This window comes from Paraburkholderia sp. RAU2J, assembly GCF_003634845.1.
Lineage (GTDB): Bacteria > Pseudomonadota > Gammaproteobacteria > Burkholderiales > Burkholderiaceae > Paraburkholderia > Paraburkholderia fynbosensis.
In genome coordinates this window covers 198340-214026 of record NZ_RBXG01000003.1, presented here as the reverse complement: position 1 = coordinate 214026, position 15687 = coordinate 198340, and the positions used below count along the sequence as shown (strand labels likewise).

The 15687-nt window shown below is 59.5% G+C and carries 9 protein-coding genes; all 9 read left to right on the top strand.

The window, feature by feature from the left end:
• Positions 1–31: 31 nt before the first annotated feature.
• Entirely contained in the window at positions 32–2368 is a 2337-nt protein-coding gene (vgrG, locus tag B0G69_RS32400; RefSeq protein ID WP_121324179.1) for a type VI secretion system Vgr family protein, read from the top strand.
• A gap of 8 nt (positions 2369–2376) precedes the next feature.
• Entirely contained in the window at positions 2377–4926 is a 2550-nt protein-coding gene (locus tag B0G69_RS32395) for a glycoside hydrolase family 19 protein (protein WP_121324178.1), read from the top strand.
• Complete coding sequence (locus B0G69_RS40825) at positions 4919–5713, top strand: hypothetical protein (RefSeq protein ID WP_147440805.1); 795 nt, start codon at positions 4919–4921, stop codon at positions 5711–5713. The genes B0G69_RS32395 and B0G69_RS40825 overlap by 8 nt, the downstream gene beginning before the upstream one ends.
• Positions 5714–5867: 154 nt before the next feature.
• Positions 5868–8396 carry a glycoside hydrolase family 19 protein gene (locus B0G69_RS32385; protein WP_121324174.1) on the top strand — a complete coding sequence of 843 codons (2529 nt, stop codon included), beginning with the start codon at positions 5868–5870 and terminating at the stop codon, positions 8394–8396.
• A gap of 4 nt (positions 8397–8400) precedes the next feature.
• On the top strand, positions 8401–8886 hold the full coding sequence (locus tag B0G69_RS40820; protein ID WP_147440804.1) for a hypothetical protein: 486 nt from the start codon (positions 8401–8403) through the stop codon (positions 8884–8886).
• A 165-nt stretch (positions 8887–9051) separates the two neighbouring features.
• On the top strand, positions 9052–9309 hold the full coding sequence (locus tag B0G69_RS32375; RefSeq protein WP_121324170.1) for a PAAR domain-containing protein: 258 nt from the start codon (positions 9052–9054) through the stop codon (positions 9307–9309).
• Between the two features lie 4 nt (positions 9310–9313).
• Positions 9314–10555, top strand: a complete 1242-nt coding sequence (locus B0G69_RS32370; RefSeq protein ID WP_121325061.1) for a hypothetical protein — start codon at positions 9314–9316, stop codon at positions 10553–10555.
• Entirely contained in the window at positions 10552–14103 is a 3552-nt protein-coding gene (locus tag B0G69_RS32365; protein WP_121324168.1) for an ImcF-related family protein, read from the top strand. Before B0G69_RS32370 ends, B0G69_RS32365 begins: the two co-directional genes overlap by 4 nt.
• Positions 14104–15684: a type VI secretion system protein TssA gene (gene tssA / locus B0G69_RS32360; protein ID WP_121324166.1), complete on the top strand. Its 1581-nt coding sequence runs from the start codon at positions 14104–14106 to the stop codon at positions 15682–15684.
• The last annotated feature ends 3 nt before the right edge of the window (positions 15685–15687 follow it).

Below are 15687 nucleotides of genomic sequence, written 5' to 3'. Positions count from 1 at the left end.
ATGTGACGCGTGTTCAAGGGGTCTTTCGAAAATGTCGATGGTTTTGCCTTCCCAGGCCTATGAGTTGAAACTGGCGCCGCACCCGGCGCCGTTCTCGATCCTGAAGTTCGGCGGGCGCGACGCGCTCGGCGAGCTTTACCGGTACGAGATCGAATTCACGAGCCCGATGGCCGGAATTCCGATGGATCAGGTGCTGGGACGCCCGGCGAAGTTCATCATCGACCCGATCGACCCGAACATGGACTATCTGCGCAAGATGTTCGGCGAGAACGCTGGGCAGTTCAGCAAGATGCCGCCTGCACACGCAGTCCACGGCATTATCACGAAGTTCGATGAACTCGGGACTTCGGCTGACGAGACGCGCTACAAGGTCGTGATGGAGCCGAAGCTCGCTGATCTGAATCGCGGTGTCACGAGCCGGCTGTTCCAGAAGCAGTCGGTCGAGGAAATCATTACCGATACGCTGCGCCACTATGGTTTCCGCGCGGGCGTCGATTTCGAGTTCAAGCTGCGTGCGAAATACAAGCGGCACGAGTACATCACACAGTGCGAGGAAACGACGTTTGCCTTCATCCAGCGGATCTGCGCGGAGGAAGGCATCTGGTTCCGCTTCGAGCAGAAGCGCGATCACGCCGTGATTGTCTTCGGCGACGATCTGGACGCGTATGCCCGCAATCAGCGCGTTGTGCCGTTCCGGCTACACTCGGGACTCGAAAGCGTCGGCGTAGATGCGATCAAGACACTTGAGCGATATACGCAGCGTGTCCCGGAAGCTGTCCGCCTGCACGACTATAACCACCGGCAGGCCGACGTGTCGTTGCTCGTCGAGGAAAACGCCGCACGCGGCGACAAGACGACCAACGCGGTTGACTATCGCTGGGGCGAACATTATGAGACGCCTGAAGAAGGGCGGCGCATCGCACGGCTGCGGCATGAAGCCTGGCTCGCAACACAGATCACCTACAAGGCAACGGGCAACGCATTCGCCATCGAGGCTGGCGAGGTCGTACGGCTCGACCAGAACCCGGTCGATGCGCCGCATGGGCTGTTCATCACGTCGGTGCAATCCTGCGGTGGCCGCAGCCAGTCCTACACCAATACGCTCACGGCGATCCCGGCCGACCGGGTGTGGCGCACGTCGCTCGATACGATCAAAAGACCGGTGATCGACGGTATCCTGCCGGCGCGTATTACGTCGCCGGGCGGATACAAATACGCGTATCTGACCGAGCAGGGCTGGTACGTGATCAAGCTGCCGTTTGATCTCGACGAGTGGAGCCCGGGCGGCACCAGCCGGCCGGTGCGCCTCGCGAAGCCATACAGCGGCGACAACTACGGCCACCATTTTCCGCTGATCGATGGGGCGGAGGTCGCCGTCATCCATACGGCGGGGGATCCAAATCGGCCCGTCATCATTGGTTCGATGCACGACAGTCTGCATCCCGACCTCGTCAATAACCTCAACAACACCCGGAACATCGTTCGTACCGCGGGTGGTACGGAGTGGCGAATCGAAGACAAGGAAGGTGTCGAGCATAGTCACCTGACGACGCCGTACCAGACCAGTGAGCTGAACCTTGGCCACATGGTCGACGCCGATAGCAAGGAACGCGGGCAGGGTGCGGAATTGCGGACAGATGGACATCTCGCGACCCGGGCGGCAAAGGGAATTTTGCTCAGCGCCGAGGCGCAGCCGGGTGCTTCGGGCGAGCAGCTCGCGATGCCCAACGCGGATAGCACGCTTCAGCAGGCCGAGGAAATCCTGCGCTCCCTCAATGATTCTGCTAGCGCCGCGCAGGCATGGCTCGCAGAAGTCGATCAGCAACGTACGCTCGTCGAGCAGAAGCTCGCCAAACTCCAGAAGCCGGTAATTGTCGTAAGCGCACCTGAAGGCATCGGTGTTGCGAGTGGTCAGCACATGCAGCTGGCCGCCGCCAAGCAGATGTTCGTCACAGCCGGCGAAGGGCTCGATATTGGTGTGCTCAAGCGCATCACGGCAGCCGCCGGCGAGGCGATTTCGCTGTTTGCCGCGAAGCTTGGAATCCGGATTTTTGCGGCCAAAGGCAAGGTGCAGATTCAGGCCCAGGGCGATGCGATGGAATTGATGGCGCTTACCAACATTGCAGTCAGCTCGTCAACAGGCGAAGTGATCATTACCGGTTCGAAGGGCATCACCTTGGGTGATGGAGCGGGTGCATATCTGAAGATCGCGAACGGAAAGATCGAAATAGTGAGTCCGGGCGAAGTACAGGTCAAGGGTGGTCTGGATGTCGACGGCCCGGCGAAGGGCGATTTCACCTTTCCCAACTGGTCTGGCAGCCCCCTGAAAGATGTCAAGGGAAACATGAACTTCGGGTTTTCTGAATAAGCACAATCATGGCAAATACAACTCCGCAGAATCCGCCCAGCACTCCCGTGAAGCAGCTTCCTTTTGCCTTTCCGTTTCGCAGGAAGGGACAGGGCACTGGCGCGGCGTCGGCCGACTTCACCGATGAGCATGAGTTTCACAAACTGCTGAGCCAGGAGCCATCAGGCGCCTATTCTGTCAGCGGCAAGGGCATGTGGCACGGTGGAATCCATGTGACCGAGGCTGGCGCTGGTGCTTCGCTGGATCTGAAAAGCGGGGTCCGTTGCATTGCCGACGGCGAAGTGGTGGCGTGGCGCGTCGACCGCACTTACCCGGTAAGCGAAATCCCCGCGCAGAACGGCAACCCTGCGATCAGCGCACCGTACAGCACAGGCTTCGCGCTGGTGCGTCATTCGATGGAGTTTCCGAAAGATCAGAAACTGACTTTTTACAGCCTGTACGCACACCTGCAGGATTTCGCGGACTACGAAAGTGACACGTCCATTCCCAGGCCGAAGTACTGGACAACACGGTTCGAGGTGACCACTCACGCGCAGGACCGTCCCACCGCTGGAGCGGGCGGCCAGTCGGCGCCGGCTGACCAGCAGGGGCTGCGGGTTCTGGTATCGAAGCCGCATGGCACCGTGCTTGGCATCCTTCCGCAGGGGGCGCAGGTGAGCATTGGAAAGCGCGAGGGCGGCTGGGGGCAGATCAAGGATGCGAGTGGTGTAACCCCGTATCCACCGGTCGCGGGTGGTTTCGTGCAGCCCTCGTTGGTGAACGGATGGATCTTTCTTGGCGTGGAAAACGGTGGCCCCGTCGCGAAGGAGGTGATGCCTGATTCCTCGCTGGACAAGGTGGTCGTGCTGTCCTCTCCCTCCGAGGTAGTCCAGATCAAGGCAGGAGAACTGATCGGCCATCTTGGGCGCTACGATTCATTGTCCCAGCAGACTTCGGGCAACCGCATGGTGCACATCGAAGTTTTCTGCGACGGCAGCGTCAAGTCGTTTATCGACAAGGGGCGTGACTGGATCAAAGATAACGGCGCGCATCTCAGCGCGTGGCAACAATTGAAACTGCCCGGCGACCCGACGATCCTGCGGATCGACAGTCAGACCACGTTGTACGGGCTGCCCAATCAGGAAGGGGCTGATGCCAGGCAGACCGGTGTGATCGGGGTTTTCTCGCTCGCGGCGCTTGCAAAGGCGGACGCGGACCATCAGTTCATGGAGACCGCAGTAGTGCCCGGCAGCGACGGTGAAAAGCGGCACTGGTGGAAGGTGGACAGCGCGGATGTTCGCCACCAGCCAATCGACGGGTGGGTGCGCGAACAGAGCTTTGCGGGCGGCAGGGTAACGAAGGAGTTTGCGCAGAAGTGGGTGGACTTTCAGCCTCTGGACGACGAACATGATCCCACGCATACGATGTTCGCGACCACGCAAGGGTTCGTCGACTATACGGCTAATGCGGATGTGCCGAACCCGGGTTCGCTGGACAAGCTCAGCCCGCTCATGACGTCGATTTACCAGGCGTTGCATCTGGCAGGCGACCAGACACAAGCGGCCGATGACCTGCGCAACGCGGCGAACGACCCGTGGAATGCGCTGCGTATGTCGAGGCTGATCATTCAGCACGAGAGCGAGTGGGCTAATCCCGACAAATGGAAGCAGTTGATTGCCGCGATCGAGGCGCACACGGGCCCCCGGGCCGAACACGCCGAGGAACAGAAACGGATCGAAAAGCTGGTCTGGTGGGATGAAGTCAAGGCCGGCTTGACTGGCTTCCCTGCATCCAGCGTCTTCCATATTCATCCAGTCGCGCTGGTAGGGAATTTCGCCAGCAAAAATCTTGTGTGCAAGAAATGCGGCGCGACAATCACATTGACTGGGGAATTCTTGAGAAAAATTGCCCCCAACGCTAACGCTGGCGTCGTTGACGAATTGGTCCGTGCTTCAATTGATTTATTCCAGAATTATGGTGTTAATAGCTGTCGTCAAATAAAGCATTTATTGGCACAGGCCAAGGTCGAGACGAAACGTTTTACTGCATTCAGAGAGTCACTTAACTATGCAAGCTACACTGGGCAGAGCTTGTACAACATGGCCCCTACTGCGATTAATAATGGATTTTCTCGTAAAAATATGACCTTTGCAAGTCCTTCGGCAAAAATAGCATGGATTCAAAATCATTTGATCGCAAATGACCCTGCTTATGGAGAGCACTGTTTTGGCACGAACGAACAGCCTGGAAAAGACTTCCGCGGTCGTGGCCTGCTACAGCTGACTTGGTACGATACCTACAAAAGCTGCGCACAGGCGATTGGCTACCCTATTGATAGTCAGCCAGAACTTGTCGAAAATAACCCTAGGGTTATCATAGAAACGGGATTGTGGTTTTGGCGAGATAGAGGAATTGGCTCGATTGCCGATAATCCAGCTACGATCGGTGACGAGGGGGTTAAGATGGTTACCCACCCGATAAATTCTGCGTACAAAGGCCTTCCCGAACGACAGCAGTTCCATCGAGAAATTTCTACCATATTTGATCAAGACTTTTCGTCGGGGTGTGCTGATGATTAAGAGCTGGCTTCTCCTGGCGATCGTTCTTATAAGTGGTTCGGCATGTGCGAAGAGTACCTGTGCCGATATGCATGGCCCGCAAAGTTATCAGCCACTGAGCATAAAAAATGGAACTGTCTGCTTTGTCCAGGAGCCGATGTTAGACCCAAAGACGAGGACGCCCATCGGCGCGGATGCGATTTCTTTGTATTACATCTTCAATGGAAATTCCCCCGTGAAGGCGGAAGGACGGGGTCTCCTTTATGATGACACGCCCGGTGAAATCGTTGACGCATTTTCATCGAGTGTTGGTTACGATCACCGAGAGAGAATCTTCGTCATCCATGCTATGAATGTACGAGAATCGCTCGTGGAGCCAAATTCATCTGGCAAATTCTACTCAGTTGCTGTCTTTGACTTAATCGGAAACACCTTGCGTCGTGATGAGCGCGCTTCTGATTGGTTTGGGGCCGATTACAGCTGGCTATCAGATGGACGACGCGTAACTTATAAATTTCCTTACCAATCACGAGTGGATGTTCAGCTGGCAATGGACTCTCCTTTCGCGGCGCTGATGACTAGGGACGAATTTATTCCTGTCAAATTGAAAGGTAAAAGCTATCTGTTTGATGGCCCTAATTTTGGAAATAAGACAACGAAATATCTGATCAAAGGAGATCGGGCCACCATTGACAAGGTTACAGCGGGATGGTGTCAAGCTAACTACTCCGGCGGCGCAAAACCACTAGAGATGTGGTTAATGTGTAGCGCACTTGATATTGACGAGCAGGCAAAGAAGCTCGAGTAGCGGTTGACTTTAGTCCGGGCGAAGTACAGGTCAAGGGTGGTCTGGATGTCGACGGCCCGGCGAAGGGCGATTTCACCTTTCCCAACTGGTCGGGCAGCCCCCTGAAAGAGGTCAAGGGAAACATGAACTTCGGGTTTTCTGAATAAGCGCGATCATGGCAAATACGACTCCGCAGAATCCGCCCAGCACTCCCGTGAAGCAGCTTGCTTTTGCCTTTCCGTTTCGCAGGAAGGGACAGGGCACTGGCGCGGCGTCGGCTGACTTCACCGATGAGCATGAGTTTCACAAACTGCTGAGCCAGGAGCCATCAGGCGCCTATTCGGTCAGCGGCAAGGGCATGTGGCACGGTGGAATCCATGTGACCGAGGCTGGCGCTGGTGCTTCGCTCGATCTGAAAAGCGGCGTTCGTTGCATAGCCGACGGCGAAGTGGTTGCGTGGCGCGTCAACCGCACTTACCCGGTGAGCGAAATCCCCGCGCAGAACGGCAACCCTGCGATCAGCGCACCGTACAGCACAGGCTTCGCGCTGGTGCGTCATTCGATGGAATTTCCGAAAGACAGGAAACTGACGTTCTACAGCCTGTACGCACACCTGCAGGATTTCGCGGACTACGAAAGTGACACGTCCCTTCCCAGGCCGAAGTACTGGACAACACGGTTCGAGGTGACCACTCACGCGCAGGACCGTCCCACCGCTGGAGCGGGCGGCCAGTCGGCGCCGGCTGACCAGCAGGGGCTGCGGGTTCTGGTATCGAAGCCGCATGGCACCGTGCTTGGCATCCTTCCGCAGGGGGCGCAGGTGAGCATTGGAAAGCGCGAGGGCGGCTGGGGGAAGATCAAGGATGCGAGTGGCGTAACCCCATATCCACCGGTCGCGGGTGGTTTCGTGCAGCCCTCCGCGTTGGTGAACGGATGGATCTTTCTTGGCGTGGAAAACGGTGGCCCCGTCGCGAAGGAGGTGATGCCTGATTCTTCGCTGGACAAGGTGGTGGTGCTGTCCGCGCCTTCTGAAGTAGTCCAGATCAAGGCGGGAGAACTGATCGGCCATCTTGGGCGCTATGACTCATTGTCCCAGCAGACTTCGGGCAACCGCATGGTGCACATCGAAGTTTTCTGCGACGGCAGCGTCAAGTCGTTTATCGACAAGGGGCGTGACTGGATCAAAGATAACGGCGCGCATCTCAGCGCGTGGCAACAATTGAAACTGCCTGCCGACCCGACGATCCTGCGGATCGACAGTCAGACCAAGTTGTACGGGCTGCCCAACCAGGAAGGGGCTGATGCCAGGCAGACCGGTGTGATCGGGGTTTTTCCGCTCGCGGCGCTTGCAAAGGCGGACGCGGACCATCAGTTCATGGAGACCGCAGTAGTGCCCGGCAGCGACGGTGAAAAGCGGCACTGGTGGAAGGTGGACAGCGCGGATGTTCGCCATCAGCCAATCGACGGGTGGGTGCGCGAACAGAGCTTTGCGGGCGGCAGGGTAACGAAGGAGTTCGCGCAGAAGTGGGTGGACTTTCAGCCTCTGGACGACGAACATGATCCCACGCATACGATGTTCGCGACCACGCAAGGGTTCGTCGACTATTCGGTCGGTGCGGATGTGCCGAACCCGGGTTCGCTGGACAAACTCAGCCCGCTCATGACGTCGATTTACCAGGCGTTGCATCTGGCAGGCGACCAGACACAAGCGGCCGATGACCTGTGCAACGCGGCGAACGACCCGTGGAATGCGCTGCGTATGTCGAGGCTGATCATTCAGCACGAGAGCGAGTGGGCTAATCCCGATAAATGGAAGCAGTTGATTGCCGCGATCGAGGCGCATACGGGGCCACGGGCCGAGCACGCCGAGGAACAGAAACGGATCGAAAAGCTGGTCTGGTGGGATGCCGTAAAGACCGGCTTGACTGGCTTTCCCGCGTCGAATGTATTTCATATCCATCCGATCGGATTGGTGGGGAACTTTGCTTGCGAACAGCAATTGATAACGCTCGACATGCTTGTTGCTGTAGAACCAGCTAATTCAGTTGAACACTATACAAGCATGCTGCCGCATTTGAACAAATACGCTAAAGCATATTCCGTAAACACGTCGAAACGAATTGCACATTTCTTGTCGCAATGCGCTCACGAAACACATTTTCGGGTGACCGAAGAAGGATTGAACTATAACCCTCGGAATATGCGAAAAACCTTCGGATGCAAAGGGGGTAAGAATAACTACAATGCTTCCTGTGACGACTGTACGCACGGCAGATTGCGAGACAAACTGTGGAGCCAGGAATCATATTACGCTAACAACGTAGAGCATCTAGCGAACTATGTCTACGCAGGCAGAATGGGAAACGGCGATGAGTCAAGCGGTGATGGATACAAGTATCGCGGACGAGGGCTTATTCAAATAACTGGTAAAAGTGGGTATCAGTCTTTCCAGGACGAACATAATCGCCGAGTGCCAGATGACCCAAAGGACTTCATTGCAAATCCTGAACTTGTCGTGTCAAACGTGGAGTACGGAGTCGAGTCTGCATATGTCTTCTGGTCACGTAACAATTTGAATCGAACATCAGACACCGAAACTGTTATGGATGTCACTCAGATCGTGAATGGTGGACAGAATGGCTATGCTGATCGCCTTAGTCGGTACAATAAGGTGGCTCCTATTTTGGGTCTTTCGACGGAATGAAATCGTGAAGAATATTTACCCCGTATTTTTGTTGGCAATTATTTTTAATTCTACAACAACCGCACACGCAGAAGGCATGTGCGGAGCGAAAGAAGAAGCTGTATTTAATTGCGAATTGGACAGGACTACTGCCTCTCTATGCGAGATGAAAGATACTGGCGTTTTGACGTATCGCAATGGAACAATGAAGAAAATTGACATTGAGGTGTCAGATAGCGGCTCGAACAAAGGTAACGTTTTTTATTTTAGCAATGTCCCTTATGCCGGTGGTGACGAAGCACATATTAGATTTTCGAGGGCTGGATATACCTATTATTTCTATGACAAGACCGTAAAGACCGATGATGGCCCGGAATTTTCGGCTGGAATAATTGTGTATCGCGGCAACAAGAAAATTTCTCGGAAAATTTGCAGTAACGATGCCTCGATTCGTCAGGCGGCCTACAGCGACATTACGAAAGAGGGATACAAGAATATTGAATCCCAATAGGTAGGTGCGGACTATGGCCATACGAATAATCGCGCAAGCGCAAATTTTCACGTGATTTCAAAAGGCACGTCAACCAATGCGTGCGACATATAAAAGCAGCGCTGCTGGCTTTGCTAGCAAGCTGGTCATCGCATTCATCGGATTAGCTTGAACAGGGATATTAGAATGAAGAAATTAGCGTACGAAGGTGATAGCACGAGTCACGGCGGGAAGATCCTTACCGGCTCGGACCGTATCAAGGTCAAGGGTCGTCGCGCCGCACGCGTGGGAGACCTGGTGTCCTGCCCGATTCACGGCGACAACGAAATCGTGGAAGGGGGAGGCGGCATCAAGGATGCTGGCACGCCGCTTTCGCGTGATGGGGACAAGACCCAGTGCGGGAGTGTCCTCATCGCTGTGTCCGATGGGGCGACGGTCCGATAGCCAGATGCCGATTGACTTTGCACGCATACCGCCGCGGATTGCGGTACCTGCGCCGCCGCAGCTCTCGAAACCCGTTTGGCTAGTGCTCCTCGGTGTCGTCCTGTGCTTGGGTGCCGCGCTGACGATTTTTCTGTGGCCGAAAGGCCGACCGACAAACACTGTTTGGTTCTGGTTCTGTGTCGTCGGCTATCCGATGCTTGCATGGGCGTTTTTGCTGTGCTGTCGCCTTGGATATCTATACGCACGACGGAGTGGAGCAATCGCGGCAAATCGCGTCAGCGACCACGAAACCGAAAAATGCCATGCCCTTGCCAGCGAGCCGCTGGCGTTGCTGGGCCATGCGTGGTGTTTCTCCTCCGATCACGACGGGAACGGTATCGAGGGGCTGGTCGACGGCAGCCTGGTGTTACGCCCTCGGGCGAGCCGGGCCGAGCCAAACACCGACGTGAGTGCCCGTTGGCTAGAAGTCCCGGATCAGCAGTTCCATGCGGGAAACGAACTAACGGAACACGCTCGCCATCAGGCAGCCTGCAATTGGCTTCTGGTCCGATTGATCGACAGCCTGGCGCCGCAACTAATGACCCTTCCGGCGCGCACCACGCTCCAGGTCGAATCGAGCCTGCATTCCGTACTTGAGGACACTGCCGTGCGTGCCCTGCTGCAGCAGCTTGTTTCCGCGAAATTGCCGTCTCTACGTGTGACGATGACGCCTCCCCCCGCGCCTTCGTCGGTGTTTCAAGCGGACACGTGGTTCGACCGCATGAGGCCGGAGGTTGTTCACCTGCTAGTTGCAGTTCGATTGCGCAATGCGGTCAGCGAGCGCTTGCAGGACGGAGTCGCGGAGGCGGGCGTCGCGCTGCTATTGGGGCACCCGAGCCTTGCCAAAACAATGACGGGAAACCCGCCCCTACTCCTGCATCGTCCAGCACGGGGCCCGGTCGATACTGTTGGAGAGACACTCGGACATGCCATGCGTTGGGGGAAAGCGGCGTCGACACGCGTCAAGACTGTCTGGAGTCACGGACTTTCGCCCGAGCTGGAGGTAGCAATAAAGTCGGCGTCCAAACTCGACGGACAAAGATCAAGGATCGACCTGAAAACGACGGTCGGGGACTGTGGGGCGGCGGGTGGATGGCTTGCAACCGCTCTCGCGGCTGAACTCGCGGCGCGGACCGGCGACCCGCAACTCGTACTTACACCGGACGGCGGCGACCTGATCGCGCTCGTGTGCAGAAAACAAACATGAATGAACAAAAGTCTGAGCCGGTAGCGCTCTTCGTTTGCATCGGGATTGGCATCCTTTTCGTTGCGTTGGGTTTGGCCGTCTGGATGGAGGGCCCCGCGCGCGGATGGTCGCTTCAGACACGGATCATCATCGAACTATGTCTGCTCTCGGGGCTGCTCCTGGCGTTGATGTTCGTAAAGTACTTTGAGGCCGTCTTACTCTGGATTGCTTCAATGCGTGCGATGCGGTGGTTGGCACGCTACGATTCGCAGAAGCAGGCGCAAGGTGCCAACGAAGGCCCGGCGTTCGCGCACGTCCCAACACCGGACAAGGTCGTTATGCTGCGCGATGCGCTTCGCGAGCGTCACGGCTGGAGCTGGCGTTATCGCGACCGCTGGGTCGTGGTCGCCGGCGACGAGCCGCTCGTCAAGCGTCTTGCGCCCGGGCTCGCCGACGCCGGATACTCGATTACCGGCGATACCGTGTTGCTCTATGCGAAGCAGACCACCGACAAGCTCGATATCGAATGGCTTGACCAGATCCGCCGCCTTCGCCGGCGACGCCCGGTCGATGCGATCGTGGCCCTGACGCGAAACCGCGGTTCAGCGAATACGCCGTTCGACGCGGAGGGCATTGCCCAGCGGCTCGCACGTCACGCCCGCGCGCTGCGCTGGGCTGGGCCAGCGTACCTGCTGAATGTCACCGACTTTGGCGGCGAACAGTCCGGCCCCGACGAGGCGATCGGCTTCACCTGGGCGAATGAGCGCACTCGTCCTGACGAGGTCGAAGCCTCGCTGCGCAGACTCTCCGAAAATCTTGCCGACGCTGGAGTCGTGCGCCTCACGCAGGACCCTAACGACCGGTACCCGGCCGAACTGTCGCGACACATTTCGGAACTCCGCGCAGCATTGTCGGACCTGGTCGTGCAGACCGGCCACTCACGTCTGTGGCGCAATGCCGTCCACGGCCTGCTGTTTGCGCCGCTGTTCAAGGAGCGGCAACTGACCGCCCCCGCTCCAGACTCCGAAGACGGCGAACCGCTACCGCCGCAGCAAAGGACGATCTGGCAAACGGTCGCCGACCACAGCCGCAAGATTCACGGCCGCCGTGTTGGCTTCTCAGTGTCGACCACGGCCGCGTGGATGACGACGGCGCTCATTGGATGCTGGGTCGCCGGCACGATGCTGTCGGGCATGATGAACCGCACGACGATCCAGACGGCCACTGACACGCTCACGAAACTGTCGACGCAGGACCGCTCGCAGGGGGCACTCGCACTCGATAGCCTGGACAAACAGCTCGATACGCTTGAAGTCCGTCAGCGCGACGGCGCGCCGTGGACTACACGCTTCGGCCTGAACCACGACGATGCGCTGTTGACCGCCGCCTGGCCCGGTTATGAAAACGCCGTCAGCCGCATCCTCGTCACGCCGATCCGCCTGAAACTGGAGGAGCGCCTACGCCAGCTCGCCTCGCTCTCGGATGCGGAAATCGCCAGCGGCGGCAACGCGCAGGTCCAGGCCGCCTACGACACACTCAAGACTTACCTGATGCTCGTGAGGCCGGATCGGGTGGTTGCCGCATTCCTGACGCCGCAGCTGATTGCCACGGCCGTGCCAGCGCGCCCGGCCAATTCCCAGCTCACGTCCGGCACGTGGGAGGACCTGCGCCAGCATGCAATCACGTTCTTTGCGAATCACCTGGGGCGCCGTGGATCCGCCGGGGACTCGTCGCTCGCGATCGTTCCGGATGGCGCACTGGTGGCTACGGCGCGTCAGACCATCATCGGCGTGCGCGGCATCCAGAACTCGACTGACGCGATCTACCAGCAGATCCTCGACGACGCGAAGCCGAAATATCCGCCTGTGTCGCTCGCGTCGCTGCTGGGAGATACGAGCAGCAAGGGGCTTTTCAATACCGCGGCGACCGTACCGGGCGTTTTCACGCGCACTGCATGGGACGAGCGGATATCGAAAGCCATCGACGACGCGAGCGAGCAGCGCAATGTGACCGGCGACTGGGTGCTCTCAGACGTCCACGCGAGCGCACCCTCGACGGGCTCGCTGAAAGCCGAACTGCGTCAGCGCTATTTTGACGACTACGCGCGGGCCTGGGAGCTGTTCCTCAACAGCCTGCGCTGGCAGCCGGCGCCGACGTTGTCAGGCACGGTTGACCAGCTGACGCTGCTCAGCGATCCGCAGCGCTCGCCGCTTGTTGCCCTGATGAACGCAGTGGTTTATCAGGCAGGTGCGGGGGCCGCGACGCAATCGCTGTCCGACACCCTGATCAGCAAAGCGCAGCAGCTTGTCGGCGCCGACGAGAAAGATCCGTCGAAGCAGACCCAGCCGCAACTGGCACCGCTGGCCGCGGCCTTCGGACCGGTCCTGCGCCTGACGGGCAGCGACCTGGCTTCCCTGGCTTCGGGCGCGCCCGCAAACGCGAAGGCCGCCACCCGGCTGGCGGCCACGGGCGACCTGAGCCTCGCGCGTTATCTCGAACGGGTGAGCGCGATGCGGCTGAAGGCGCAGCAGATGGTCGACAGTGCCGACGCGGAGGCGATGGCCCGCTCGGCCGCACAATCCGTGCTGCAGGGCAAGACGTCTGATATCGCCGACAGCCGGGATTACGCGAGCCGTCTCGCTGCGAGCCTCGGCGAGCAATGGGCAGGCTTCGGCAATCTCTTTCAGGCACCGCTCGACCAGACCTGGCAGGTCGTGGTACAGCCGGCCGCGGCGAGCCTGAACGACATCTGGCGCACGGCGATTGTCGCGGACTGGAACCGGACGTTCGGCGGACGCTATCCATTCGCCGACTCCGACAACGATGCCTCGCTGCCCGAGATGGCGCGGTTCATGCGCCTGGAGAGCGGCGTCATCACCGGGTTCGTCACGACGCAACTGGCCGGTATTGTCGAGCGTCAGGGCGACCGATGGGTCGCCGCCCAAGGAGCAAACCACGGCGCGCTCACACTGGATACGGGCTTCCTCGCGGACCTGAACAGACTCACCCGCGTGGCGACCGTGCTGTTTCCATCCGGCGATGCGCATGTGCGCTATGAGCTACGCGCAGTGCCGACACCGGGAGTAACCGACATGAAGTTTGTCCTGTCGGGCCGCGAGTTGCACTACTTCAACCAGAAGGAAGAGTGGACGCCGTTTGTCTGGCCAGGCGACTCGCTGGAGAATCTCTCGCATATCGAGTGGCAGACCGAGCAGGGCGGCTTGCGCTCGGGGCTCGACGCTCAGGGCAGGTTCGGGCTGATCCGGCTCCTTGAGCACGCGAAGGTGTCGCCGCAGGACAGCGCGCGCTATCTGTTGACCTGGACGCCGGACCAGAGCCAGGGCATTCCGCTGCGCGTACAGCTTCGCAGCGAGGCCGGAGCGGGGCCGCTCGACGTGCTCGAACTGCGCCACTTCACGCTGCCGGCGCGGATCTTCGTGACCAGCGCAGCAAAAGGCGGACCGAAGCTCTCGGCCGTCAATCCGCCGCCCCTGCCGCCGTCAGCGATCGCAGCAGCGAAACACGCTGCGATGCCGCTGCCGCATGGCGCGATGCCGGAGGTCGAGTAAATGCTGTCCGGTCTGCTCAAAACACTGTTTCCTTCGCGTGATGCGGAGCAACTGGTGCGCGCGCGTCTCGCTGCGTGGGACGCGTGGCTGCACCCGTTACCAGGCGACCACGGTGTGGGCCGCGATCCGGGCTACGAGGATGCGTTCTTCGAACTGAAGGACGAGGCGAACAAGCTCTCCGGCATTGATGACGGCCTGATCGTCCGCTCCTGCGAACAGCTCACGAAGGAAACCGGCAAGGATCTGCGGGTTGTGGGGTATTACACGTTCGCGCGACTGCGCCAGGATGGGACGGCTGGCTTCGCGGACGGTCTGGAGCTTGCGGCGGCGCTGGTGGAGCGGTTCGGCGAAGCGCTGCTGCCCGCACGCGCCGAGGCGAAGAAGGGCGCGCTTGATATGCTGGCCACCACCCGCATGATCGATCTGCTGGAGAGCCGCGGCGACTTCGCGCCCGCCGATCTCGAACGTGCGATCGCCGCGCTCGATCTGCTTGTGACCCGCACCGGGGGGTGGCCAGAAGCGGCCCGGCCGAACCTGCGCCCCCTCGTGTCCCGTTTCGAGCGCGGCGACGATCCCGCACGCAGCGCGGAACCCGACTCGGCCGCGCCCTTCGTCGTGGCAGGTTCCCCTTCAGCATCCAGCGCGATCGGCTCCACGCGCGATCTGCTTGACCTGGCGCGCACGATGGCGACGTGGCTGCGCGATCAGGAAAACGGCTACCTGCCTTCCGTGCGGCTCGTGCGCAGCATCCGCTGGGACACACTCCACGAGGTGCCGCCAGCGGATGCGGGCGCACGTACGCGCCTTGTGCCGCCGCGCGGCGAACTTCGCCAGCAGATGAAACGACTCGTGCTGCAGAAGCAGTGGCACGAACTGCTGGAACGCGTCGAAGGGGCGTTCATGGAGGGCGTCAATCATCTCTGGTTTGACCTTGAGTACTTCCAGCACGTCGCGCTCGACCACGTCGGTGCGCCCTATAGCGCGTGGCGGGAACTGCTGCGCGCCGACTTCGCGCTGTTCCTCGAACGCCTGCCCGGTATCGAACGGCTCGCGTTCAACGACGGCACGCCATTCGCCGACGACGCGACGCTCGAATGGATCGCCCGCCATGCGGTCGTGCGTGATCTCGAGGCAGGCGAAAGCGTTGCACCACTGTCCGTATCCGCTGACAGTGATGATGGCGCCGCCGGCGACTGGCCCGAGATCGAAGCGCAGGCACGCGATACGGCGGCAGGCGAGGGCATCGAGGCCGCCTTCGCGTGGCTTGAGGCGCTGCCTGGCATCCGGACCGAACGCCAGCGCTACCTGCAGCGGCTCGTGATGGCGCGACTCGCCGATCACGCGGGCCGTGCGGAGACGGCGATGGCGCTGCTGGCCGAACTCGACTCGGCCGCCGGGACCATTTTATTGATGCGCTGGGAGCCGGCGCTCATCTTCGAGGTCAAGCACCAGTTGATGCGTGCCCTGAAAGCGGCAAGCAGCCGCAAGGACGCGGACAAGCCGGCGCTCGCGCACCGCATCGGTCAGTTGCGCGACGAGCTGACTGTGCTCGACCCGGCCCGTGCGCTGACGCTGTCATAAGAG

Bases quoted from the DNA above. Each gene is read 5' to 3' on its own strand.
- B0G69_RS40825 (WP_147440805.1), top strand. From the start codon at position 4,919: ATGATTAAGAGCTGGCTTCTCCTGGCGATCGTTCTTATAAGTGGTTCG.
- B0G69_RS32370 (WP_121325061.1), top strand. From the start codon at position 9,314: ATGCCGATTGACTTTGCACGCATACCGCCGCGGATTGCGGTACCTGCG.
- B0G69_RS32365 (WP_121324168.1), top strand. From the start codon at position 10,552: ATGAATGAACAAAAGTCTGAGCCGGTAGCGCTCTTCGTTTGCATCGGG.
- B0G69_RS32395 (WP_121324178.1), top strand. From the start codon at position 2,377: ATGGCAAATACAACTCCGCAGAATCCGCCCAGCACTCCCGTGAAGCAG.
- B0G69_RS32385 (WP_121324174.1), top strand. From the start codon at position 5,868: ATGGCAAATACGACTCCGCAGAATCCGCCCAGCACTCCCGTGAAGCAG.
- vgrG (WP_121324179.1), top strand. From the start codon at position 32: ATGTCGATGGTTTTGCCTTCCCAGGCCTATGAGTTGAAACTGGCGCCG.
- tssA (WP_121324166.1), top strand. From the start codon at position 14,104: ATGCTGTCCGGTCTGCTCAAAACACTGTTTCCTTCGCGTGATGCGGAG.
- B0G69_RS32375 (WP_121324170.1), top strand. From the start codon at position 9,052: ATGAAGAAATTAGCGTACGAAGGTGATAGCACGAGTCACGGCGGGAAG.